This is a genomic window from Paenibacillus sp. Leaf72 (assembly GCF_001422685.1).
GTDB lineage: Bacteria > Bacillota > Bacilli > Paenibacillales > Paenibacillaceae > Pristimantibacillus.
Window position 1 is genome coordinate 56,528 of record NZ_LMLV01000030.1, and the last position, 24,025, is coordinate 80,552.

Below are 24,025 nucleotides of genomic sequence, written 5' to 3' on the forward strand. Positions count from 1 at the left end.
TTAGTTCTATTTATTATTGTAAATAAGTCTAAAAGTCCTAAATTGTATTTATTGACAAACAAGGATTGGAGTGTTTAGTATTATTGGTGTAAAGTCTAACTTTGTAATAATTTGTATGAAGACCGAGCCTATTGCAGGAAGGAGGGGCGCTATTTTTGCTGAAAAAGGTAGAATCATTGCTGATTTTGCTAGAAATAGCTTTGCCGCCAGTGGACGGTTTAGCTGTTTACGCTTGTTTCAGCCTAAAATTATGCGCCATGCCTAATGGACATTATTAATCAGACGAACCGAACTATTCTTTTTGAGGAAATTAATCCCGAAAAACTGGACTTGATAACGCTGGTAGGCGACGTGAAAGGCATTGATAGCCTAAGCGACGACAAGGTAAAGGAACTGAATACGAACCTGCTCGTTCGCAGCTTCGATGAGTTTCTGGACAAGTTTTCGCCTAGCGTCTATTCCTTTTTCAACGCAGCGAACCAGAAGGTCGTTTATTCCTTGAAGAAGCCGGAGGGGCTTGCCGAGGATCAAATTTCAGAAATCAAGATCGACCAGCACAACGATTTTCTGAAAATGCTGTTTACGCTCATTGATGCGAAGCGCAGCCAAGGCATCTCCAACGTAGATTTCAAATTCGAGCATTTGCTCGACATGATTTCCCCGAAGAAGGTAATGGACGATATTCGCCAAGTGCGTAAGGAAATCCATTACTTGTACAGCCAGTACGAGAAGCTCGACGATGGCGATCCGAAGCAGCTGGATATGGGCGACAAGCTCAATGTGCTCTTCGAGGAAGCAAGCAAGAACTATAACAATGTTATGGCGATGCTTCCACTTGCAATCGAGGATATTAAGACGCGGCTGCTCCTTGGCGGCTCGCAGGAAGAAAATGCAAGCGAAGCGGTGCAAATCGGTTTGCTTACGATCGGCGAAAGCGGCGAGCTGAAAATCATTGAAGCACCGAAAAGCGACAGCCAGGAGCTGATGCTGCTTGATGAGAGCAGCGGCAGCGCACTCTCCGAAGTGTTCGCGGATGATTACGGTTCGGTGACGGATTCGCCGTCGGCCTATGTAAAGGATTTGGTTGTGCGTACGTTCTCGCCGCTGCCAGCTGTTCAAGCAGAAGTGGATACAGCGACAGAAGTGAGAAACTACAACACGTACCTGGAATTTTACAAAACGGCGAAGGATGATTTCGTCAAAACGGTTAAGCCGCTTGTGGAGAAAATTTTGGGCGTGAAAATGTTTTTCGACCAATACACAAGCAAAAACAAAGGTATGGCGCCGTCCCTGCTTATTACAAACAATAAGCTCGACATGACGGTGAAAAGCAGCAGCATTACAAGGCTGGAAACATACCTGAACACCGTGAATGCGAAAAATGATTTTTCCGATACGATTTGGTTCGGCATCGTGCCTTCCGTCGAGCTGGAAACAGCCGGAAAAGTAAAAGTATCGCGTGAGCGCTTCAAAGGCAACGAGCAAGTAGTGAAGCAGGACGGCAACAGCATGGAGTCGTTATCTTCCTTGCTTCAAGTGTTGGGTGAATATAAAATTCAAGTCTTTTTCAGCTTTGAGACAGGCGAAGAGACGACCTTCAGCAACATTGCCACTGCGGGCATCGACAAGTATTTGGACAAATGCAGCGTGCTGACCCGCAAATCCTACAGCGAATTCGCTATTCCTACCGTACCGAACTTCACCATTATTCCGAAGGACAAGTCAGGCGTTGTCATTGACAGCCGCATGCTGCAAACCGAATATGGCGTCCAACTGTCGCAGGAGAAGGAAGACATTTTGCGCCTGTGGATTGAGGGCGTTTATGTAGGCGCAGCTTATGTTGCCGCCGGCCTTGTTTCCGCTTATCAGTGTCCAGAATATTTGCGCGACCAATACAAAACGGTCAGCCGCGAATATCCAGGCGTCCGCTTCGACATTGAAGCAGGCGACAATGCGCTTCGCGTTCCGACGACGATGGCGAAGGAAATTTCCGGCTTCACCAACAACATCAAGGATGCGATTAATCGCAAAAACTTCGGCTTTATTTTCTCCTCGGAGAACGCGCAGCTGCAAGCGAAGGACATCAGACGCATTACGGTATACAAAGCGAGAAGCCTTGCCACCTCGGAGGACGGATTCGACTCCATCTATAAGACGCTTGTCAGTACTTATGTTGAGCGTATTCTCCGCTTCCAGACGGGCGACTTCAAGCATGAAAATATCGTGAAGTTCTTCAGCAACAATCCAAGCAGCCAAAAAAGCAAATGGCTTGGTTCGCGCGGCTATACGAACTCGATTATTCACGATGGCGATGATATGAGCTTCATCATTGATGAGAAGAGCAATCTTTGCCACATTGATCTTGTGTTCAACGGCAATGTGAAGAACCTTGAAGTGATGATTACAAAAGGAACAACGCCAGTTAAGGCGTAACGATTCCGCTTAAAGCAAGTCCCCAATCGGGTGTTAAAGGAGAACGCCTTCGGGCGCTCCCCTTTCAACATATATAGAACTCGTCAGGCGCTAGCACCTGCGGGTACACCATTTCAAGGAGGAATTTTAATATGGGATTTAAGTTGACGATTGAAGGCGCAGAAAAAATCGAGCTGGGCTTGGACAACATCCAAACCGTAAAGTATGACACAGATACACCGGATGATTCCAATGCACGCTCCACTGATGTAGGCGCAACGCTTCGCATCAGCGGCAAAATCATTACAGCAACAGACGGCGACGCTTTTGACGACACGCTCAAACTTGCTAACTGGTCGCTTGTTCCTGCTGAAAAAGCAGACAGCTACCGTAAAGTAACACTGGAAGTTATTTCTGCTGACCAAGTGGTTCGCAAAATCCACTTCCCGAACGCATTCGTTGTTGATTACACAGAAAGATTTGGCGACACAGAAGGTGTCGGCACTTTCGAACTGTACATCAAGCAAAAGAAAGACAAAACCGAATTTACAGCTATCGACGGCGGTTACCCGCTATAAGGCCTGAATTCGGCAGTGCCCGCTCGCGGGACCCGTTTCCTATAGAGCAGGCTAGCAAATTCAAGAGGCATATATGCCTCTTGAATTTGATTAAAGGGGTATTTCCCATATTTTGAAAAGTGATGAGGGAGCCGAATGAACAACTATTATGACGTTTTAGGCGTCCCGAAAGAGGCAGACGCAGCAGCGATCAAGCAGGCTTATCGCAAGCTCGCCAAGCGCTATCATCCTGATACGAATGGCGGCAGCTTGGATGCGGAGCGCAAATTCAAAGAAATTCAGAAAGCCTACGAAACACTGGGTGATCCGGATAAACGGAGCAGCTACGATGAGTCGCTTTCCGGCAGAGGGCATGCAGGCGGAGCGAAAGGCAATGCTGCGGGCATGGGCACGAATGCTGGAAGGAAATCGGCTGGCGGAGCAGCAGGCATGGCAGGTATGGCAGGCGTGGGCGGCGATGGAACACCGCTGTCGAAGCAATTCGAGCAGTTTTTCGGCTTTAAGCCGCAGGGCAAGGAAGGCATGACGGAGAAGCCTGGCGGCAAACCAAGCAATCCGCTGGATACGACGGATTTATTCAATCGCTTTTTCGGCAAAAAATAAAGCGGTGCCAAGTGTTCAAGGAAGCGGGAGAACGGAGGAATGACGGTGAAGGCGACGGCTGTTTCAGGTCGTAACCCGAGCGGCAGATCGGCAGGCATTATAGCCCTGGATATCATTATCGCCATTCTGGCTATTGAAGCTTTATATTATGCCTTCTTCATCAATGAAGACAAAATGCTGCAAGGGGCAACCGGCGTAATTGCAGGAGTTTTAATTGTTGTTTGGCTGGCTTTCAAATGGAGGCCGCAATGGAAAAGTGCAAGCAAGGCAGCAGTGATTACCCGGCTCGTCATGATAGACGAGGAGGGCGAGCGTTTGAAGGAATGGTACATAGATGGAGAAACCTCGCTATTAATCGGCAAAAGCTCAAGCCGCAGCGATGTGGATGTAGACCTCTCTGACGCCGAATATGCGTCGATTATCAGCCTGCAGCATGCGGTGCTGAACCACTCTAAAGGCATTTGGTATTTGGAGGATTTGGATTCGACGAACGGTGTGGGATTGCGCAAGTACAACAATAGCGTCATTACGAGAATTGACAATGAGCAATCATACCGCATAGATAGCGGCGATCTGATTGTCATTGCGAATACGAGGCTGCTCGTTAAATAACGAAAGGCAGCTGTACATAACGAAGAACATACCGCGAGACGCGCGTGCAAGCAGCTGTGGAAGCAGCGGCAGCGGCGTGCGTTTACGATTAAATAGACGGGGGAAGAGCTTAGATGAGTTTGACAAGATGCCCGAACGGCCACATGTTCAGCACCAGAAAGCATGGCAATTTATGCCCTTATTGCAGTATTAGCGTCGAGCCTGCGGCAGCCAAGGGCGGCGATCGCAAGGCGGCCCAGCAGCCGGAGACGGATGATAAGACGATGCCTTATTTGGGCGAAACGAAGGGAATTCATCCGGTAACGGGCTGGCTTGTCTGCATTGAAGGTCCGCAGCTTGGCCAAGATTACCGCATTATGGCGGAGAAAAATTTTATCGGCCGCTCGGAAGAGATGCATATTCGCATTATTGGGGATAACACCGTCTCCCGCCGCAATCATGCCGTTATCGTCTACGACCCGAAAAAACGCAATTTTTATTTGCTTCCAGGCGATGCTTCCGGTCTTGCCTACCACAACAATGAAGCGGTTTATTCCCCTGTCGAGCTGACCTCCTACGATGTCATCCAGCTTGGCCATAGCAAATTTATTTTCATTCCGCTGTGCGGCGCCCATTTTGAATGGGAAGACAGTTCAGGTTAAGCCGATGATTATGATGAGGCTGATGGATATTCCTCCGGTCATTATATTGCTGGCTTTTCTGGCTGTTATAGCAGCGCTGCTGCTCATTCGGCGGCGCCTGCTTGTAAACAGCCCGGCGGAAGCAGAGCCCGCGCATTCCGTACAGGAGCTGCCAATTGGCAACGGCCAGACGATTGGCGCAAGAAATGAACAGGATGATTATTTTGCCAGTGCCGAGACGCCGCAAGGGGTTGTAGCGGTGCTGGCCGATGGGATAAGCGGCCTTTCCAACGGCCGGATGGCAAGTACGGTGGCGGTCACAACTTTTATGCGGCAATTTATGAATGTCTCCGCTGAGAAGGAGATCGCCCCTTTTATTTCCAAGGCAGCGGGGCTTGCCAATAGTGAAATTTTGCGGCAGCTGGGCGGTGCAAGCGGCGGGACGACTCTGGTCGTTGCGGTAATGCGCGGCCTGAAGCTGTATTGGGGCGCAGTGGGCGACAGCATTTTGCTCATCTACCGAAATGGCGATTTCATCCCGGTTAACCAGAAGCATACGTATGCAACGCTGCTGGAGGAACGTTATTTGTCCGGCGAGATTTCCAAGGAGGAAGCACTGGCGAATCCTCAGCGCAAGCAGCTCATTAACTATTTAGGCTATGAGGGCTATCAGGAGATGGAAATCGGCGAGAAGCCTTTCGAGCTGCGGCAGGGCGATAAAGTGCTGCTGTGCAGCGACGGTCTATACAATACCTTGTCGGAGGTGGAAATGGAGGAGGCGCTGAAAAAAAGCCAGGGCCCCCATGAAGCAGCCGAATACATGATTGAAGCGATCGAGAAAAAACGTTTGGTCAATCAGGATAATGCCACCGTCATTGTGCTGGAGGTCTGGTGATCGGCGGCAAGCGACAAGGATGCGGAGGTACAGATGAGAAAGGAAAACAGCAGCTTCAAAACGGATTTCCTGTCGGAGGCAGGGACGTTTATGGAAAATCGGGATTATTTTGCTTACGTCGAGCTGGATGACAGAGCCTGCTGGATTGTCGCGGATGGCTGCGATAACGATGTCGAGGTGCGCAGCGCCGAAATGGCAGTGCAATGCCTGCTTGAAAACTTCACGCATAGGCCGACAATGTCAAAGCGCAAGCTGGAGTCTTATTTGCAGGAAGCGCAGGATTGGCTTCGCCTCGAAAGCCGGCGCGTACGGCTGAAGGTGAGCTTAATTATGGTCGTTACGGATTATACCCGCATCGTATGGGCGGTAGCGGGTAACGCGCGGTTGTACCATTTTCGCGGTGGTAGACTGATTGGGCAAAGCAAGGATTTGTCTTTAGCACAGGCGATGGCCGATCGCGAAAGCATTTCCGCCTATAAGGTGGATCGTCACGAGGAGCGCCACAATTTGCTGCAATACGTCGGCAAGCCGGAAGGCTTAGAGCCGTTTATTTCGAAAAAAACGGCGCTAAATGACGGCGATGTGCTGCTGCTCGTTACGCCGGGCATGTGGGAAAGCGTGGACGTTCCTGAAATGCTGGATTCGCTGGAGGATACCGAGGACCCGACCGCGCTCGTCGATACGCTTGAGGAAGTGCTGCTCAGCAAGCAGCAGCCAGTCATTGGCAATTATACGGCGGCCGCTGTCTACGTAGATAAAGTGTACAAGGAAGACAAGAAAAAATGGAGCAAATGGGTGAAGCGGATTGCGCTGGTGATGATTCCGGTCATCATTGCGGCCGGCTTCGCTATTTATTATAAAAGCCGGACTGCGGCGCGGATGGCGGAAAGTCTTGCCAATATGCTGGAATATGAACAGACGGGCGACACCTACGTCGAGGAGCGCAATTATGCGCAGGCGCTGAAATCGTACAGCGAAGCCCGCGCTGAAGCGAAGAAGCTTAAGGATAAAGTACATATCGCCTTGTATGGCGTGAAATACAAGAAGGTCGATCTCATCGTCGCCGGAGACGGGTTTCTGAAGGACGGCGACTACGAGAAGGCGCTGACGCAATACAAGAAGGCGAAGGAAGAGACGAAAAACGACGGGCTCTATGACCAGCAGGAGCTGGATCAGAAAATAAGCCAGATCGATGAATATGTCCGCATCGCCGCGATTGTGCAGGAGGCGGATTTGAAGGCCGAGGGGCAGGATTATTCGGCAGCGGTGCTGCTCTACAAGCAGGCGCGCAAGGCTGCGCTTAATGTGGGGTTTGTCGAAGGCGAGAAGGAAATTAAGACGAAGCTGGATGAAGCCGAGGCGAAAATTGCCGAGCTTGTGAAGGAGCAGAAGCTGCTGAAGGCCGAGAATTTGGAGAAGCGCGGCGACCGCAGCTTTGCCGCTGGCAATTATGAGGCGGCGATTGACGCTTATACGCAGGCACAGGCGATTTATCAGGAAATCGCGGTGCTGGAGCCGGTGCTCAAGCTGGAGCGCAGCATCGGCAAGGCGGAGGATAAGCTGAACCCGGTGCCAAGCCCGGCAGCGGGCGGCGATGCCGGCACGGGAAGCGGCAGCGGAGCGGGCAGTGCCGGAACGGGAAGCGGCAGCGAAGCGAATAGTGACGCTGGCGGAAGCAGCTCGGGCAGCGGCAATGCGAGCAGCAGCGCGGGCAACAATAGCGGAGCAAGCGGCAGCGGCGCAGATGCTAGCGGTGCAGGCGGCACCGCGAATAGCACTGCCGATGCGGGTTCGTCAGCCGGAAGCGGAGCGGGAACGAGCGGCGGTACGGTGGCAACTACCCCGGCGGCAACGCCAACGCCTACTTCGGTGCCGTCAGATCTGGAAGCAACGGAGCAGGCGAATACAACGGGCTAGCTGCAATAGCTAAGCCAAAGCAAAGCACAGCAGCCAGCAGGGAGGGAGAACGGAATGAAGGATATCATACAGGATCGGCTTAGCCGGATGGAGGATTTGGAGCAGCGAAAAATATTAAAGCAGCTCATGACCAGCATGTTCAACGGGGTCGTCGATTATCAGGAGAAGATGAACCGCGAGCTGGAGCAGCGCATCTTCGGAGAGCTGGGAGCGGGTGACGACAAAAATGATATTTTCGTCACCGTCTGCGCGCGGGAGGATATCGATCCGATCCATGATTTTTTGTATCCGATGCTGCCAGGCGACGCCAAGCAGCCGGAAATTCCGCTGCATGACATTGTTGCAGGCCTGAGCCGCAAGCAGGAGTGCAAGCTGCTGACGGTGTTTATGGAATGCAGCTATCCCGAGCTGAATGAGCTGCTGGCACGGCGCCGTATTTTTCAAGGGAAGATGGAAACGAATCGGGGGAGCTATGCAATAAGCGCCCGCGTGGAGCGGAGCCAGACCTATACGGGCGAGATCGAGCGGCTGTATGATGTTTTTCAAAAAAATGGCATAGCGTGGAAGACACTAAATCATCCTTACGCCTATAAGTTTATTGATCTCGTGCTGACCGGAAGCGACCGCATTCCGGAGGAAGACGAGGAGATTGTAGAAATTAGCGTCGATCTGGAGCAGTATGAGCGCTTTAAAAAACCGGATATTGTGCCGCTATGGAACATTGAGCGTCTGGAAATTCGCAACAGCGGCTTTCCGGTTCCGGCTGCGGACCGCATCAATTACGAGCATGTGCTGTCCTTGCACAAGACTGGAGCGGGTCACGGCTACCTGGTAGACGCCGATGAGCAGGATGTCCGCTACATCAAGCGCTCCGCCGAGGATTTGACGGTCGTCAGCCCGAAGGAGGCATCCGGCGTATGGAGTGTCTGGAAGCTGACCCAGCCTATTATGTCGCAGGTTGGCAAGCTTGATTATCCACTGTTCTCCAACCGCAAGCGTGAAGGCTTTATTGGAAAATATGCCCGCCAGCAGTCGGTGGCGGTGCGCGCAGTCAGCGAGCTGATGCGTCTCGTGCATTCCTTCGAGGCCGCGGATGCACTGGAGCTGGCAAGCGCCGAGGTAGATGGCAAGCCGCTCGGCCGCAGCGGGCAGACGTATGGGATGAATCCTTTCATCAGCGATAATATTCGCTCGGAATCGGGCAAGAAGCGGCTGAAGCTGACCTTTCGGGGGCGCGGGGCGACGCAGGCTGGAGCTGATTTTGTGCTGAATGATGTGATGAGTTTTATGGTATCTGAAATTCAAATGCATTTTCCGGAATACAGCTGTGAAGGAGAATGGGCTTGAACTACGTATGGGATTTAGTCATCAAAACCGAGCAGAAGGGGCTTGCGCGGAAAGGGCTTTATTTTACGCCGGCCAAAGTGTATTCGCCTTATATGGAGCTGAGCTTGCCCGATCTGAATGCGACGCTTGTGGATCGGGACATTGAGGTTAATGCGGATTACCGTTTTACCGATATTTTTGACGGCATGTTTGATTTGGATTACGAGGAATGCGCAGAGCTGAGAGTGGCGCTGTTCGATATTATGATGCACTTTCTCGCCGATGTGGATTTATCGCAGGGGATGAACCTGAGGGAATATTATATCCGGTTTATTTTGCGGGATATTGAGGACGGCCTGTTCGGCGACGAGGTGAAGCATGGGCTGACGCTGTTCACCCGCGACGAGCGGGAGGTTATTGCGGCCAATCTGCTGCGGCTTTATGAGACAGGCGAGGCGGTTTATCTATTGAAGGATACGATGCGCAAGCTGTTCAAGCGCTCGACGATATATGTGAATTGCGAGGAGAAGGACGAGCTGGTGTTTTACGTCGGGCAGAAGCGGACGGAGGCAGTCGAGGCGCGAATTGAGCTGGTGCGGCGGCTATTTCTGCCTGTACGGTTTGTGACCGAAATTTATTGGGAATATCATTTTGGCCTGCTTGATGTGGAAGAGACGATGCAAATCGACCGCATTGCGCTCTATTAGAGACGAAGGAGGAGGGCTGTCATTATGCGCAGCTATACCTATAAATTAACGAAGCCCGGTGCTGAAAATAACGCAGGAGCACGGCCCCAGGACGAAGCGGCGGCGACCCGCGAAGCGGAGCAGTCCCAGGGCAGCTACGATGAAGGAGCCGCAATGGCTGGCGGGGACAAAAGTGTTGGAGGCCCGAAAGGCTACGGGCAAGGGAAAGTGCAAGGGCAAGGCCCAGCCCAAGGCGATCAAGGCGGGTATGGCCAAGGCGCGGGAAACAACGATGGTTATGGTCAAAGCCAAAATCAAGGTTATCCGGATGGAAACGGGCAAGGTGCTGGCAATCGTGGTGGAAACAGTGGATACGGCGGAAACGCTGGGTACGGTGGAAACGGGCAAAATCAAGGTCAAGGCGGCCGCGGCGGGAACCCCGATCGCTATATGGATGAAGCGGCGGCAGGCGGAAATGGCTATGGCCGTGGAGCGGCAGATGGCGGCCGCGATCTAGGCGGTGCAGGCAATAGCCGTGGGCAAGCAGGCGGTTATGGAAATGGCGGCTTGGATGATGGCGGCTATGGCAATGCCAATGGCAGTGCGAACGGAAATGGCAACGGGAATGTTAACGGTAACGGAAGGGCGGCTGGCAATGGTCCGGCGGCAAAGCTCGGCGGCAGCTACTTGGATAAAGAGGATGCAGCTAACACTGCTAATGGGAGCGGAAATGGGAGTAGTAATGCCCGTTATTCGAGTAACGGCGCAGGCGGCAGAGACGATATGCGGGGACCTTCGGGAGCATCGCGCCAGCCATCCGGCATGAGAACGCATTATACGCCGCCAGGAGCAAAAGGTCTCGGCCCGCAAGCTGGGCAAAATGCCCGTGGTGCAGCAGCAAGACGCTATTCGCTTGTTGAGCTGGAGCAAATGACGACGCATCAGCTGCGCAGCATTTGCCATCAGGAGCGCATCGTCAAAGGTGTTGTGGAGGCGCAGAGCCGCGAGGAGCTCGTTCGCATTGTGCTGAAATATCGCGGTGCAGATGAAAGCCTGTTTATTGATGAATATGAGGAGCAGGGCTTTGAGCGGCTCGAATATGCTTTGCAGCATTATTTAAATACGTCGCTGCGCGATGCGGCAAGCATCCACATCCCGGCGAAAATTACGATCTACAACGGCCTGCCGCTGGGTCGGCGGGATGGCTATCAGGTGCGTGCGCCTCATGTGCCGAGCGTGTGCGAATCGAATGTGCTTATTGTGAATGAGCAGGAGGAAGTGTGCGGAATTTTGCGTCTGGTAAAAGATGGATTAGAGCCAGGCGTCTTTATGCTGTGCGCAGATAAAAATACGGTGTACCGCCGAACGGCGAACCGCAATTACAGCCTGCTGCTGTTCCGCAAGCAGGATTCGGAATATTTATACAAAGCCTACTACAGCAATCGGCTGATGCCGCCTGCCAATTTGCATTACTGGCGCATGCCGGTGTCCGAGCTGGACATTCGCGAGGTGGAGCAGACGCAGGCGGTGCTCGCGATTGACTTCGGCACGTCGAATACGACGGCTGGCGCTTTTCTCGATTATGGCTTTATTGCCGAGCCGAGCAGCCATGATATTTTGAACGGCAAGCTGCGGCTGGGAACGATAAATTATGTATCCTTTGCCAAAACGGCGGAAGGCGACGCGGCTGGCGGGGACTTCCTTCATTCTGGCGGCAGTGGAATGGGCGTTGCGTCCACGGCTGGCTGGATTGAAATGCTGCCGACGGCGATTGGTGTGGCCGATTGCGCCGACATGGGCGATATCAAATACACCTATGGGTATGAGGCGATGCGCCAGCTCAAGCATAATGCGCATGCGGGGAGAACGAGCGTTTTTCTCGGGATGAAGCGTTGGGTGAATGGGATCGGCAAAATGGAGGAAGTAAGCGATGCAAGCGGCAATACCGCCGTGCTGAGACGGAGCGAGCTCATACGCGCTTATTTGCTGCATGTCATTCAAACGGCAGAGCATCAGTTCAAATGCCGCTTTAAGCATTTGCATTTTACAAGCCCGGTGAAGCTGAAAGAGCCGTTTATGGCGATGTTCAAGGAAGTGCTGCAAGATGATTACGTCATTGAAACGGAGCATGCGCTCGATGAGGGCATGGCGGTGCTGTACAACACGATAGCTGACCAAATCGAGCAGGATCGCTACATGGAAGGCGAGACGTTCGAAGCGCTGGTTATCGATTGCGGCGGGGGAACGACCGACCTGTCCTCATGCCGCTTCCGCATTGAGGAAGGGCGAATCTCGTATAACATTGACATTCGCACCGCTTACGAGAATGGCGACACGAATTTTGGCGGCAATAATCTCACGTACCGGGTGATGCAATATATCAAAATCGTTTTTGCCGATTATTATGCCCGCGGCCGCGTCTTGACGGATCTCGATGAGCTGATCGGCATACCCGGCGCGGATTTATTCCGCCATGTGGATGAATATGGCGTTGCGGCGGTATATGAGCCGCTGGAGCAGCGGTATCGGGAAGCGGAGCGGGTGCTGCCGACGCGCTTCAAGCAGTATGAGAACCGGACGCGTGACGATTATTGGCGGGTGCGGCGCAATTTTTATTTTTTATGGGAGCTGGCAGAGGAGCTTAAGGTTGCGTTCTTCCGGCGGACGAGCACGTTCCGCAGAAAGTTTGAAATTGCAGAGCAGACGGCTCGCTCCGGGCGGATGGATCGCGGGGACAATGACCTTGAGGTGATGCCGATTGCCGGCTGGTGCTTGTCGTTGAATGAAGGCGGCAGGTTCACCGATCGCCATGACAGTCCGGACGCGGTGTTCACGGTTAATGAAATGTCCAAGCTGCTGAGGGCAGATATTTATAATATTGTGCGGGCATTTTTGGAGGATTTTTATGAGGATGGCCGTTTGCAGCAGTACGCGATGATCAAGCTGACTGGGCAATCGTGCCGAATCGAGGCGTTCCGCGAGGCGCTGAAGGAATTTGTGCCGGGGCGCAGCATTGAGTTTGGGCTGAAGGCCGATGAGGCGGGCAAGGTGCCGGAGCTGAAGCTGGCGTGCCTGCGCGGGGCAATTCGGTATTTGACGGCGCGCAAGCTGGGCCAAATTCAGACGACGGTGACGCGGAGCGCGCCAGTCGTGCCGTATACGGTGACGGCCTATACGCATCAAGGCGGCGAAAAAGTGCTCATCAGCAGCATGGAGCAGCTTAGCCGGATGCGGGGCGCGGTGTCGCGGCCGATGCATGTATCGGAGGTCGCTTTTTATCTCAAGAGCGGGGACGACAAGCTGCAGCGCAAATACGTGTATGATAACAGCCGCAGCGTTTACAATGCCGCGTTATATGAAGAAATCGCCGCCTTGTACGGCGAACAGATTCCACAGGAGGAAACGGATTTAATCGTGAATGGAGAAGTGAAATTTTTCGTTGTGACGGGCGAAAATCAATGGGGCTTCCACATCGTTCCGGTCGCACGGACGCAGGAGCAGCTCTTGCTGGGCGAGAAGCGGCTGTTCACCTTCGAGGATGATCTGTCGGAGCTGGATTTCTTTGACGGGCTGAAATAGATAGCAATGAAGAGATAGAGACAAAGCTAGAAATAAAGATAGAGCTAGAGACAGAGCTAGAAATAGAGACAGAGATAGAGATAGAGATAGAAAGAAAAAAAGAAAGTGCAAGGAGATTAGAAGGGTGAAATAGACAGGAAGGAAGTGAGCGGATATGTTTGCAGACCGCTATCCCAGCTTTCAGAAGGGCCGAATTCTAAAAACGGAGATGCTCAGCAATCTGCGGGATTACCCACGGCATATGTTCGATATCCAGTACAGCAGCTATTCGGATGGCATTATTTGCGGGGCTGAGGTGCTGGTGGGCGAGGAAACGCTGACGATCAAGCGCGGCATAGTCAAGCATGACGGTCGGTTGTTCAGTCTGGAGCAGGATTATGAGCTGCCTTATTCGGCATCGGGAAATGAGACGCTGATTAAAATCCGTTTCCCCTCGGAGCCGAGTGTACGCAGTGATATTACGAGCTATGAGACGGAAATCGTGCTGGAGCCTGCTGGCCAGCTGCGCGGGAACGAGCTTGAGCTGGGACGTTACAAGCTCAAGCCGGGCGCGAGGCTGCGCCAAAGCTATGAGGGGTTCCATGATTTGATCACCGAGTACAACACGGTGCAGCTCATTCATGTGGAGCATGCCGCTTACGGGCGCAGCACGATGGACCCGATCGTCATGCGCCTGTATGGAGAAGAGCTGCTGATGCGCGGCTGCTCTGATCCGCATGACATTTCGTTTGCGATGCTGTGCCTGAATGAAGGAACGGTGGCGATGCCCGTCATTGAGCATTATGTAGCCGCAAGGCTGGGGCTGGAGCGCCGAGGCGTGCAGCGGGGCTTTCATATGGGAGCGAAAGGCGGTTCAGGCGGGGGAGCTCATTCAGCGGCTGGCCGAGAACGGATGAGCGATACGGGGAAATTCGACGACCCGCTTCCAGTGGACCGGGACCAGCTGTATGGAAATTTGCGCCGAATACTCGGCAGCGTGCATCGCGGCGGAGCGGCGAAAGGCGACCTTCGCCCAGGCGGCATGCGGCGGATGCTGGTGGATTAAGGGAGTTCAAATACAGGAGAGATCAGACACAGGGGGCCATATTTTGGTTTATGCAGGTTTTTGGAAAAGGTTGTTCGCGTACATTATCGACGACATTATTTTATATTTGTTCACCTACATCGGCTTATTAATAATCATGCTACTATTCAGCATGCCGATAGCGGCACTTCAATCAGATTCTTTGTATAGTCAATCGTTCGATGGCTTATTTTCAGTGATAGTGCCGAGTATGTTCCTGTTCTACCTTGTGTTGAGATGGCTCTATTTCACCTTGATGGAAATGTCGCCTGCTCAAGGGACGCTGGGCAAAATGGCCCTTGGCATCATTGTAACCGATGAGCGATTTGAACGCGTAACGTTTGGCCGTGCGACGGGAAGATTTTTTGGAAGAATCTTATCTGGACTGATTTTGTATGTCGGTTTTCTTATTATTCCGTTTACAAGCAAAAAGCAGGGGCTTCACGACAAAATGGCAGGCACCTATGTGGTGGACAAGAAGGTGCTGCTGCTGGCCAAGCAGCTTGGATTGGATGTGCATCAGCCGCCGTTTGTGCAGTATCCGACGTATACCGCATATACGCCAGAGCCGGCTGCACGGTTTGAACAATAATATAAAACAGGGGTTGTGTACGAGTGTAGACTAACCCTGTTCAACCAATTGCTAAGACTGAGCAGTAAATTCAGTCTATTAGACATAGAGTGCAATTGGAAGTATTCAAATAATTAAATTAAGAGGGAGAAAAGCAGCATGAAAACAAAACTAACTAGAAAACTGGTCATTAAGATGTTGGGCATTATTTTTAAATCCGGGAAACGCAATACACAGGGAGCGCTTGTACTGAAGCGGGCAACTGGAATGTGGCTCGTTACGTTGATTGGTTTTCTTTTAACGGCGACCGTATTTATTTTGGGGAATGATCCAAGTACGATGAGCGCAGAACAGATCGTGTTCGTACAGCAATTTATGGGAGGCGGCATGGCCTTTTTTGGACTGCTGAGTCTAGCTCTGATCGTGTCCAAAACGGTGGTGACAGGCGAGAGTGTGACGACACATCGGTTATTTATCCGCAAGACGGTACGTTTTGACGAAGTGCAGCAAGTATCTTATGTGAAGCCTTTCTCTGGCTGTGTTGTACTGCAAAGCGCAAGAGGCAAAGTATTGATACCAATGGATACACATGGATTCGCAGAGTTTTATGAGCAGTTGAAAAAAGAACAACCGCAGCTGCAGCTGGATGTGGTGGAGCATGAATTGAATAATCGGGTGAATACATTGCAAAGTATGGGACATACGGTGCAGTGGTAACAGGTAGGCTTAGGCTTTAGCAGCAGAATAGAAGGAGGGCACGCTATGGAGCATATGGATGAGAAAATCATAATAATGATGAATGCTTTGGAAACAGAGGATCATTTCACAGGTATGGAAAGAGAACCTTTAGAGGAGCATCGCCCGGATTTGCATCAGCCGCTTGTAAAGGTTGGAACAGAGAGAGTACCCTTCATTCAACAGAGCTTATTAAACGGCAAACTTGCTATTTATATGCCAAAAGCATTTAAACCAATGACCCCTCAAGCTGCTGCAATTAAATATCCATCGGAGAGGCGCCCTGAAATTATTTTCACCAATGATAGCGGCACAATTAACTTAGCTATCAATCATTTAGATACACCGTTAAGTGAAGACGAAATGGAAGATTTTAAGGAGTCAATGAAGGAAATGCTTCAAAACATGCAGCCCATTCGAGAATGGTATGAAGATGGCATTAGGAATATACGTGGACATGCTATAGGCTTCTGTGAATTTTTGACCCCAGCGATAAATGTGAATTTGTATAACTTACTATTTTTCGTATCATTGGATGATCGAGCTTTGCTGTGTACGTTTAATTGTACAGTAAATGAAATGAAAGATTGGAAGCCCATTGCCAAAAGTATAATGGATTCGCTAGTCGTAACTTCTCTGAATCTAAACTTACGCTAGGAGGAGAGTGAAAATGACGGATGTAATGATTACCTATCAAAATGTAAAACTTGCTCCATACGAAATGGTCAATTTACAAGAACTGACTATGACCAAAAAACTCAATGAGCACACGTATGTCAAGTTAACGGGTATTGTACCTGAAGAAAAAAAACACAGCTATGTTGAAATGACAGATGCCAATACACAAATTGAAATTAGTCAAATGGACGATGAAGGAATCGCATCCCCCTTGTTTTGCGGTATTGTGTTGGATATTGAAATTAAAGTGGTTAGAGGAATCTACTATATGGAGCTTGAAGCGGTCTCTCATACGTATAAGCTGGATATTAAGCGGAAAAGCCGTTCTTTTCAAAATCAACAATGGACTTACCCGCAACTGCTGAAATACATAGGAGCAGACTATGAAGGGATGGAAGTGCTGGATGAGGCTACAGCAGGTGGGTCTATCGGGCAATGGAACCTGCAATATCAAGAAACGGATTGGGAATTTTTAAAGCGTTTGGCCTCACGTGTGCATACGAGCTTGATGCCTGCTGCTGTATTTAATACTCCCAAGATATATTTCGGTGTGTATGAGGGAGATGAAAAAGCGAAGCTAAGTAACTTTCACTATGAGGTGGAAAAAAAGATGTCCACGTTTCGTTACTTTAGCGAACATGAAGGTGCAAACGTCAATGAAAACGATTTTATTTTCTATAAGGTAGAAACAGATAGTGTGTTCGATTTGGGCAGCATGATCGCTTTTAATGGTAAGCAGATGTATGTATGTGAGGCTGAATCGACGATGACCGGAGGTATTATGAAGCATCGCTATACGCTGTGCTCACATCGGGGATTACGTCACCGGATGCTTTATAATGAGCCACTTGTAGGTGCCTCCATTCAAGGAAAAGTCATTGGCCTCTCTGGGGACAAGGTACAGGTACATCTTAGCATTGATAAGGAACAAAATAAGGAGGAAGCACATTGGTTTTCCTATTCCTCCATGTATACAGCTGAGGGAAGCAGTGGTTGGTATTGCATGCCGGAGCTTGGCGATCATGTCCAAATTTATTTCCCCAGTTCTCGCGAGACTGATGGTCTTGCAACGGGATCAGTTAGACAGAACAGCAAGGTGAGCGCAACGAACAAGCTAGGGAACCCGGCCATTAAGTATTTCCGAACTGCTTCTGGTAAAGAAGTAAAGTTGGCCCCTGATGAACTTGTAGTGACAGCTAAAGACGGCGATATATATATTCGTCTGAGTGATAAGGACGGTATTGAAATTCATAGCAGTAAACCCATTAAGCTGAATGCAGCAGCGGATATTACGATGAATGCAGGGAAGAAGCTTGTGTTATCAGCAAAAGAAGAGATTAACTTGAGCTGTAAGAAAAGCGAACTAAAAATGGATGGAAATACGACCATCACTGGTTTAGAACTTAAGACAAACTAGTGAAAAAGACAATGTGAACAGGAGAGGCGCAGCATGAGAGGGGAAACAGCGTTTCTAGCTTTTGTCGATCAAATAGCGATTCCAGCTAGGCAATCTGCTTTGCTTGCGTTGGAGGAGTATTTTCAGCAGCATAAGGAAAGCTTGGCAGCAGCATTTATTAGTGATTTCAAATCTTTATGCAGAAGTTTGAGTGAGAGGCAGGCAACAGGAGAGATAGGAAAGATTGGGTACATTACACACTCTATTCTACGAAGTGAATGGTTGACTGGGGGCTTTATATATTTAACGGAAGTTATGAATAAAGATTGGTTTTTGGACCGTAATGTGTGGCAAACGTTTTATTCAACTCCGTGGGTATTACCCTTTTTAAATGGTTATTTAAATGAATTAGATAGAGCTAGAAAATCATTTGATGCAAGGATAACGATAGCGGAATTAGATGCGTGGAGCTTGAAAGAAATTACTCATTTTCACACTTATGTAATCGCTTTGCTACGATTTGCTTTTGTGCATTTTAACTCAACGGATTGGCCGGAGCTGCAAGCATTGGAGAAGGAAGATATATTTGAAATTCGAATTGGTGAATATTTAGATGTAAGCGAGTCGGTTTATAAGAAAAATAATAAGCCCTATTCAGAAAATGAGTTTAGAATGCGGCTGGAAGAGTCGGAAGAAGATGCGGTTTATTGTTATGAAGATTATGGTTACCTTCAGCTTAGAGAAATGGAACTAGAAGGATTGGATTTCCGCAACTCTTCGTTTGAAGGCTGTGATTTCTCAAACAGTAGGCTAAACCGTTGTATATTATTAGGGACTCAATGGAGAAATAGCATTCTACAAGGAGTAGACCTTACTTTCAGCGCGATACAAGGCGCAAACTTTAGTTTTGCTTCGATGAACGAGGCTTGTCTAATAGGAGTAAATGGTTCAGAGGGTTTGCTTGATCAGTCTGAATGGAAGATGCCAGGTTTTACAGCCGTGAACTTTACGGGCGCGAGTCTGAGAGGAACGGATTTCTCAAGGGCAAAGCTCAAAGGTGCTATATTCCGAGAGGCTGATTTGACAGGTGCAAATTTCACCTTTGCTGACTTGACAGATGCCGATTTTACGGGAGCTAACCTGACAAACACTGTATTTACAATTACCCAGCAGCATGTACTAAGACAGGAAGTGAGAAAATGAATCATTTCATCATCACACAGGATGAACGTGTAACGAATGCGCTTGAACCGTTGGGAGTTCGCAATGCGATTAAGCAAGAGTGGCTAACTTTAGCAGGCAGCTATGAGTTGGATAATCAGCATTTGCACTTTCGTATTAAGGATCAATCTCAAGCGATTGAAGTAGATTTTATTGAACGGCCTGTTCCGCTTGTGTCGGATCGTATGAAATCCATTATTGAAAAATTTGCACCTCGAATGTATTTCAAGCCAGTGGGATTAATAGATCTGAAGCAAAAAAAACAGTTGGTGTACTGGTTGATTATACCTCCGAAAGTGGCATGTTTATCTAAAGAAACGGTTTACGACATGCATGGAAATGTACAGCGACTGGTTATAAATCGACAGTTAATTGGACGTTATCCAATGATAAGTATTGAAGGGATTCGCGAAAACATTTGGGTCATAAATTTGGCACTGGCAGAAAGCTTGCTGCGCCGGGACTTGGTAGGTGTGCGCCTTACGAAAGCAGCCTTAATGAACGATTAAAGGAGGCATCACAGCATGGCGAATAAAGAAGAGGTATCCCTGAAAAATAGCTCTGCCGGGGACAAAAAGGATTATGTGGTGGCAGGAGCCATTTTGAGTTGTAGCTGCGGAACACAACCTAGCCGTTTGAAAGCAGCGCAGAGCCATGGCGTTACTTTAAAGGGAAAAGCACAGCTGAATATTAATGACTATCAGCCAATGATTAATATTTTTCCATTCGGTAATTGCAGCAGCGTGATGAATCCAGCAGTATTGAATAGCCCATTGATGGATATTTACGGCGTGAAAAAAGCACCATGTATGCCTGTAGTTACGACGCCTTGGCTGGGTGGGAAAAGTGATAAAGCAGTAGCGGGTTGCCCAGCCTTGTTAAGTCACTCTACAACCATGTGTCTGTTTAGTGGTACGATTAAAATAGAAAATGATGGTCAAGAGCTTACGGGCACTGCAATGGGGCAGGAGGCTTTGGAAAAACAGGCGGAGAAAGATGCGGAAGAGGCAGAAGATACTGCTGATGCACTAAAGGGAGAATTGATCAAAAATGGTGTTGCAGGAGCAGCAGATACCGTTTTTGGGTCGCAAGTTATGGATAGACTCAGTAGTCGCAGCTATTATGTTACGAACGCTCCGGGTTTGGGGCCAGCTGCGAGTTTTGAATCTGTAAAGTTTAATCGAGGTATTGATGTTCTAAAAGGAGCGTCTAAATTAGCAGGCCCAGCAGCAGTTGTGACCTATGGTCTTGATGTGTATCAAGATGTTCAGAAGTATGATGGTGTTGATGCAGCAAAAGCTGTGACAGTATCTACAGCAGGTGCTGCTCTTGGGATTGGTGTAGGTATTGCCTGTACGGGAGTTGGAGCGCCTGTAGGTGTCGCAATTATTGCGGGTGTAGCGATAGGGGCAGGCTTTGGTATGGCGAGCAGCTGGATTAAAAAGAAATGGATTGGTCATTAAATATAGGGATAGGGTGTGAAACAGGAAATGGATAAGGGAGAAGGTTATATGGTTCTCTATGCGTTGCTATTTATCCTGTTAGCTTGTTTTATGTGGGTAACCGCCCTGCGTAGACGGAAAATGGATCGCCCTGGCTTGTTAGTGATGTATGTTGAAATAGGGATATGTGGATTGCTGACAGCAGGAGGAATACTAGCAGAGGAGTTCGGTTATACAAAGCTTTATGATAGAACAGCGACAGCGGTTTTAGTATGTATCGGTGCAGTTATTATCCAAGTATTCTATATGGGGCTGACTCATCAAGGGGATAAACAATCCAAAAAAATGATTCGTATTGGACTTATCATTATTCTTTGTGCTGGTATACCTGCTGGAATTGTCTTTTTAATAGATAAAATATGGAATTGAAAGGATGTATGAAGATGGCATTACTACCTATCGGCTCGATTGTTCAAATTCTGGGCGGTGAGAAGCGTGTCATGATTTACGGTCGTTTGCAGCAGCAGGTAGAAACTGGCCAAATTTGGGACTATATTTCGTGTTTGTATCCTGAGGGTAATCAATCACCAGATCAATCTTATATGTTCAATCATGATCAAATTGAACAGATTCATTTCACAGGGTATCAAGATATGGAGGAGCTCTCTTATCGGCAATGGCTTGAAGGGATAAAGGAAGAAATGAAGCAGGAGAAGTGATGTTGAAGGCAGCAGGAGGGAGGAAAAGACGATGGAGGTAGACAATCAGATCGTACTTGGGTACGGACAGATTCGGCTGCAATCCGCGTACGGATTCGAACGAATTCAGGAGCTAACCATCTATAAAGCCGTGAATGAGCATGCTGAGTTAACGGCAACAGGTGTAATAGCAGAAGAACACCAGGATCAGGCGGCTCGGGTAAGCGGAGAGCAGGAGCCTATTGAGCTTCAAGAGCTGAATGAGGAAGGGGCTGTCATCCGTACGCTGTTTAGTGGTGTGCTGAAGACGATGGTGATTCAACGAGTAAGGAATGTATTTACCTTTCGGTTGGAAGCTCTATCCCATTCAAGTCGAATGGATGTCAAGGGTGTCTCGCGAACCTTTCAGAATAAAGAGATGGCTTTTTCCGAAGCGATCGAAAAGCTGCTAGCGCCGTACCCGGGTTCGGACTATATTGATGGTACGTTTCAAAAAGCGAAGCTAAATCAGCTTTTTATCCAGTATCAAGAGACGAATTGGGCTTTCCTCAAAAGGCTTGCCTCACAAGCCGGAGCGGTACTCATTCCAGAGGTGACCGCATCAGCACCAAAAATATGGATAGGCGTACCTGAAGGTAAAGTAACCGAGCTCCCAGACATGCCCTATCGAATCAAACGCCATATATCCGCCTATTATGGAGCCCATCGAGATACGGAATCAACGCTGAGTGAAGCGAGCTTTACAACGTATACCATTGAAACCCCACGTTATATGACCATAGGGGAAAGTGTTATTTTTCAGGGAAAAGAGCTTGTGGTGGAAAAAGCGATTGGTGAAATGCAGCAAGGTATTTTATCTTATACGTATATTCTTACGCCATTTTCCGGCATTCGCCAAAATAAGATCCTTCCAAAAACGTTAAGTGGGGTTTCATTTAATGGAAAGGTGATAGAGGTTCAGGGGGAGCAAGTCAAGGTTCATTTTGAATTGGATGAGAAACAGGAGAAGAGCGAGGCATGCTGGTTGCCCTATGCAACGCCCTATGCAGCAGAGGGGAATAGCGGATTATATGCAATGCCGGAGTTAGGTGATTCAGTGCAGGTGCATATTGGAAGTCGTTTGGAGAACGATGCGGTTGTGAGGCATTCCATGCGTCAGAATGGACAAGCATCCGCGAAGCATACGGACCCAAGTGTGAAATATTGGGGCTCGCCAGCAGGCAAGGAAATGAAGCTGGGCACGACGGATCTGGTCATGACGGGCAAAGAAAACCAGCTGACCATCAAGCTGGATGAGCAGGGTGGCATTACGATAGATAGCGACAGCTCCATTGAAGTAGAGGCGGGAGGCGGGCTATTTTTAGGAGCAGGGACCATCAAAGGGACAGCAGCGGAAGCCATTCATTTGGTATGCGGCTCGAGCAGTATGGTGATGGACGGAGAAACCGATGTGAAAGCGGCAGATTTGCGGGTGGAAGGCATCATAAAGCTGCCTGTATTTGTGGAGGACTTGCCGTTGATCCCAGAACCGCCCCTCATGTCAGCTGTAGCACCCCCTGAGCCGGATGCTGCACCACAGGCAAAGCCAGAGCCGGAAGCAGAGGCACCGAAGAAGAAAGGTTTATTTGACAAGCTGTTGGATGGCGTTCAAACAGCTCTGAGCGTCGTCGGAATGATCCCGGTCGTAGGAGCAGTAGCCAACGTTGCGAATGCGAGCATATCGGCAGCCAGAGGAAATTATACTGGTGCAGGGTTGGCACTGGCAGCGAGTATTCCGTTTGGTGGATGGTCAGCGCCGAAGCAAAATGGACAAAGTGGAAATGGTCAGGGAAGCAGTGCGCTCCAGAATTTATTTCAACTTCTGCTGGAAAATATGCCGGGTTTATTAGGGGAGCGCTTAGGAAAAGTATTTACAACCGCACGATCACTAGCAAGCAATGTGGATTGGCAAGAGGTATTGGAGAATCTGAAGAGAGAAATGATAAAGCAAGAAAATCAAACGGTCATTTCTGGTGTTATGCCGCAGCAGGATTTAGATTATGTGGGAAACAGTTCCTCAGAAAAAGATGGAGTAACGATTGATGAATATTATCAGGAAGCTTTGAAATATTATGCATATCAGAAAGAAAATAATCCTTTCTTTACTATGATGAGTAATAGTAATATTGTATTCAAAATGGATGCTATCAATCAGTTGGTTGATGCAGGACAATTGTCAACGGAATCAGATGAATATAAGAAGCTAGTAGCCGATATTTATTTTAATGGATTTGGAACAAGTGAACTAGCGGCTACGAATTATTTGTATATGATTGAAAATCTTAATCCAGTATTGCCTGGCAGAGTTGGATCAGGAAGAGGAGGAGCGGGAAGAGGAACGGCACCAGGAATTGGTAACACAGGTGCTGCCGGAGGAAAGACAGGAACAAGTGGAGCATCTGGTAATGGCAAGAATGGGACTACTAAGGGTGGTCCAGGGGTTAATCAGCCAATTATGGATGCAGATGATACGGCGCATTATAATGGAGCGAGTAGTACTAGAAATAAAACGACTGGTAATGAAGGTAATGGAAACAATTCAACTGGTGGAGGAACTTCTAATACTTTGGGAGTTGTTCAATCCAGAATTAATGTTGCGGCGGGAAGAACTCGATTTACACCACTAAGACCAAAAACAGGAGAACCGGTATCGGCGGGGTGGGATCATGTTGTTGAGGGACATTTTAACGTACCACTTGCAAATAGCAGATCTGTATTTTCATTGTCTCCAAATGAAGTCAAAACGATTCTACAAAGTCCAACTGTTGTTAAGTCTCCAGTGACTGCTATTCCGGGAGGACAATACGTCAGAGTGGTAAATGTGGGAAAAGTTGTTGGTCATACAGCTTTGAAATTTGGAGGAAAAGAAACTACTTGGATTAAAATTTTTACTGATAAGGCTGGAAACTTGATATCAACCTATCCAGTACCAGCACCATAATTATGTAGGGGGC

The 24,025-nt window shown here is 49.0% G+C and carries 21 protein-coding genes and 1 pseudogene; all 22 read left to right on the forward strand.

The window, feature by feature from the left end; translation table 11 throughout:
* Positions 1–155: 155 nt before the first annotated feature.
* The 22 genes and pseudogenes from ASF12_RS36195 to ASF12_RS36355 all read left to right on the forward strand — a co-directional run bounded on the left by ASF12_RS36195 (position 156) and on the right by ASF12_RS36355 (position 24,012).
* Complete coding sequence (locus ASF12_RS36195; protein ID WP_268795457.1) at positions 156–278, forward strand: hypothetical protein; 123 nt, start codon at positions 156–158, stop codon at positions 276–278.
* Positions 265–2,433, forward strand: coding sequence for a hypothetical protein (locus ASF12_RS21495; RefSeq protein WP_056039300.1), 2,169 nt, complete (start codon positions 265–267; stop codon positions 2,431–2,433). The genes ASF12_RS36195 and ASF12_RS21495 overlap by 14 nt, the downstream gene beginning before the upstream one ends.
* 131 nt (positions 2,434–2,564) lie before the next feature.
* A complete protein-coding gene (locus tag ASF12_RS21500; protein WP_056039302.1) occupies positions 2,565–2,990 on the forward strand; it encodes a hypothetical protein in 426 nt (141 codons plus the stop codon).
* A 135-nt stretch (positions 2,991–3,125) separates the two neighbouring features.
* Entirely contained in the window at positions 3,126–3,593 is a 468-nt protein-coding gene (locus tag ASF12_RS21505; RefSeq protein WP_056039305.1) for a J domain-containing protein, read from the forward strand.
* A gap of 39 nt (positions 3,594–3,632) precedes the next feature.
* Entirely contained in the window at positions 3,633–4,205 is a 573-nt protein-coding gene (locus tag ASF12_RS21510) for an FHA domain-containing protein (RefSeq protein WP_056039307.1), read from the forward strand.
* 113 nt (positions 4,206–4,318) lie between these two features.
* The gene (locus ASF12_RS21515; protein ID WP_046228588.1) at positions 4,319–4,846 is read left to right on the forward strand and encodes an FHA domain-containing protein; all 528 of its coding nucleotides are present in this window, start codon (positions 4,319–4,321) and stop codon (positions 4,844–4,846) included.
* A gap of 13 nt (positions 4,847–4,859) precedes the next feature.
* Positions 4,860–5,720 (forward strand): protein phosphatase 2C domain-containing protein, encoded by an 861-nt coding sequence (locus ASF12_RS21520; protein ID WP_155973392.1) that lies wholly within the window; start codon positions 4,860–4,862, stop codon positions 5,718–5,720.
* 33 nt (positions 5,721–5,753) lie between these two features.
* Positions 5,754–7,637, forward strand: a complete 1,884-nt coding sequence (locus ASF12_RS21525) for a PP2C family protein-serine/threonine phosphatase (protein ID WP_063892624.1) — start codon at positions 5,754–5,756, stop codon at positions 7,635–7,637.
* Positions 7,638–7,691: 54 nt separating this feature from the next.
* Positions 7,692–8,984 (forward strand): hypothetical protein, encoded by a 1,293-nt coding sequence (locus tag ASF12_RS21530; protein ID WP_056039310.1) that lies wholly within the window; start codon positions 7,692–7,694, stop codon positions 8,982–8,984.
* Positions 8,975–9,670, forward strand: coding sequence for a hypothetical protein (locus ASF12_RS21535; RefSeq protein WP_056039312.1), 696 nt, complete (start codon positions 8,975–8,977; stop codon positions 9,668–9,670). The genes ASF12_RS21530 and ASF12_RS21535 overlap by 10 nt, the downstream gene beginning before the upstream one ends.
* Positions 9,671–10,471: 801 nt before the next feature.
* Positions 10,472–13,228, forward strand: a complete 2,757-nt coding sequence (locus ASF12_RS21540) for a hypothetical protein (RefSeq protein ID WP_056040091.1) — start codon at positions 10,472–10,474, stop codon at positions 13,226–13,228.
* A 154-nt stretch (positions 13,229–13,382) separates the two neighbouring features.
* Positions 13,383–14,273: a hypothetical protein gene (locus ASF12_RS21545; RefSeq protein WP_056039315.1), complete on the forward strand. Its 891-nt coding sequence runs from the start codon at positions 13,383–13,385 to the stop codon at positions 14,271–14,273.
* Positions 14,274–14,316: 43 nt separating this feature from the next.
* Entirely contained in the window at positions 14,317–14,883 is a 567-nt protein-coding gene (locus ASF12_RS21550; RefSeq protein ID WP_056039318.1) for an RDD family protein, read from the forward strand.
* Between the two features lie 138 nt (positions 14,884–15,021).
* Positions 15,022–15,579: a hypothetical protein gene (locus ASF12_RS21555; RefSeq protein ID WP_056039320.1), complete on the forward strand. Its 558-nt coding sequence runs from the start codon at positions 15,022–15,024 to the stop codon at positions 15,577–15,579.
* A 45-nt stretch (positions 15,580–15,624) separates the two neighbouring features.
* Entirely contained in the window at positions 15,625–16,254 is a 630-nt protein-coding gene (locus tag ASF12_RS21560; RefSeq protein WP_056039324.1) for a hypothetical protein, read from the forward strand.
* Positions 16,255–16,267: 13 nt separating this feature from the next.
* The gene (locus ASF12_RS21565; protein ID WP_056039326.1) at positions 16,268–17,692 is read left to right on the forward strand and encodes a contractile injection system protein, VgrG/Pvc8 family; all 1,425 of its coding nucleotides are present in this window, start codon (positions 16,268–16,270) and stop codon (positions 17,690–17,692) included.
* Between the two features lie 33 nt (positions 17,693–17,725).
* Positions 17,726–18,874 carry a pentapeptide repeat-containing protein gene (locus ASF12_RS21570; RefSeq protein ID WP_056039329.1) on the forward strand — a complete coding sequence of 383 codons (1,149 nt, stop codon included), beginning with the start codon at positions 17,726–17,728 and terminating at the stop codon, positions 18,872–18,874.
* Positions 18,871–19,401, forward strand: a complete 531-nt coding sequence (locus ASF12_RS21575; RefSeq protein ID WP_056039333.1) for a hypothetical protein — start codon at positions 18,871–18,873, stop codon at positions 19,399–19,401. Before ASF12_RS21570 ends, ASF12_RS21575 begins: the two co-directional genes overlap by 4 nt.
* Positions 19,402–19,416: 15 nt before the next feature.
* A pseudogene (locus ASF12_RS35850) lies at positions 19,417–19,839 on the forward strand (DUF4280 domain-containing protein); the annotation flags it as partial.
* A 543-nt stretch (positions 19,840–20,382) separates the two neighbouring features.
* Complete coding sequence (locus ASF12_RS21585; protein ID WP_155973368.1) at positions 20,383–20,763, forward strand: hypothetical protein; 381 nt, start codon at positions 20,383–20,385, stop codon at positions 20,761–20,763.
* Positions 20,764–20,777: 14 nt separating this feature from the next.
* Entirely contained in the window at positions 20,778–21,053 is a 276-nt protein-coding gene (locus ASF12_RS21590) for a DUF4176 domain-containing protein (RefSeq protein WP_155973370.1), read from the forward strand.
* Between the two features lie 130 nt (positions 21,054–21,183).
* A complete protein-coding gene (locus ASF12_RS36355) occupies positions 21,184–24,012 on the forward strand; it encodes a hypothetical protein (protein WP_155973372.1) in 2,829 nt (942 codons plus the stop codon).
* The last annotated feature ends 13 nt before the right edge of the window (positions 24,013–24,025 follow it).

Excerpts from the sequence above, each read along its gene's own strand:
- ASF12_RS21495 (WP_056039300.1), top strand. The coding sequence starts at position 265 with ATGGACATTATTAATCAGACGAACCGAACTATTCTTTTTGAGGAAATT.
- ASF12_RS21500 (WP_056039302.1), top strand. The coding sequence starts at position 2,565 with ATGGGATTTAAGTTGACGATTGAAGGCGCAGAAAAAATCGAGCTGGGC.
- ASF12_RS21505 (WP_056039305.1), top strand. The coding sequence starts at position 3,126 with ATGAACAACTATTATGACGTTTTAGGCGTCCCGAAAGAGGCAGACGCA.
- ASF12_RS21510 (WP_056039307.1), top strand. The coding sequence starts at position 3,633 with ATGACGGTGAAGGCGACGGCTGTTTCAGGTCGTAACCCGAGCGGCAGA.
- ASF12_RS21515 (WP_046228588.1), top strand. The coding sequence starts at position 4,319 with ATGAGTTTGACAAGATGCCCGAACGGCCACATGTTCAGCACCAGAAAG.
- ASF12_RS21520 (WP_155973392.1), top strand. The coding sequence starts at position 4,860 with ATGAGGCTGATGGATATTCCTCCGGTCATTATATTGCTGGCTTTTCTG.
- ASF12_RS21525 (WP_063892624.1), top strand. The coding sequence starts at position 5,754 with ATGAGAAAGGAAAACAGCAGCTTCAAAACGGATTTCCTGTCGGAGGCA.
- ASF12_RS21530 (WP_056039310.1), top strand. The coding sequence starts at position 7,692 with ATGAAGGATATCATACAGGATCGGCTTAGCCGGATGGAGGATTTGGAG.
- ASF12_RS21535 (WP_056039312.1), top strand. The coding sequence starts at position 8,975 with ATGGGCTTGAACTACGTATGGGATTTAGTCATCAAAACCGAGCAGAAG.
- ASF12_RS21540 (WP_056040091.1), top strand. The coding sequence starts at position 10,472 with ATGAGAACGCATTATACGCCGCCAGGAGCAAAAGGTCTCGGCCCGCAA.
- ASF12_RS21545 (WP_056039315.1), top strand. The coding sequence starts at position 13,383 with ATGTTTGCAGACCGCTATCCCAGCTTTCAGAAGGGCCGAATTCTAAAA.
- ASF12_RS21555 (WP_056039320.1), top strand. The coding sequence starts at position 15,022 with ATGAAAACAAAACTAACTAGAAAACTGGTCATTAAGATGTTGGGCATT.
- ASF12_RS21560 (WP_056039324.1), top strand. The coding sequence starts at position 15,625 with ATGGAGCATATGGATGAGAAAATCATAATAATGATGAATGCTTTGGAA.
- ASF12_RS21565 (WP_056039326.1), top strand. The coding sequence starts at position 16,268 with ATGACGGATGTAATGATTACCTATCAAAATGTAAAACTTGCTCCATAC.
- ASF12_RS21570 (WP_056039329.1), top strand. The coding sequence starts at position 17,726 with ATGAGAGGGGAAACAGCGTTTCTAGCTTTTGTCGATCAAATAGCGATT.
- ASF12_RS21575 (WP_056039333.1), top strand. The coding sequence starts at position 18,871 with ATGAATCATTTCATCATCACACAGGATGAACGTGTAACGAATGCGCTT.
- ASF12_RS21585 (WP_155973368.1), top strand. The coding sequence starts at position 20,383 with ATGGATAAGGGAGAAGGTTATATGGTTCTCTATGCGTTGCTATTTATC.
- ASF12_RS21590 (WP_155973370.1), top strand. The coding sequence starts at position 20,778 with ATGGCATTACTACCTATCGGCTCGATTGTTCAAATTCTGGGCGGTGAG.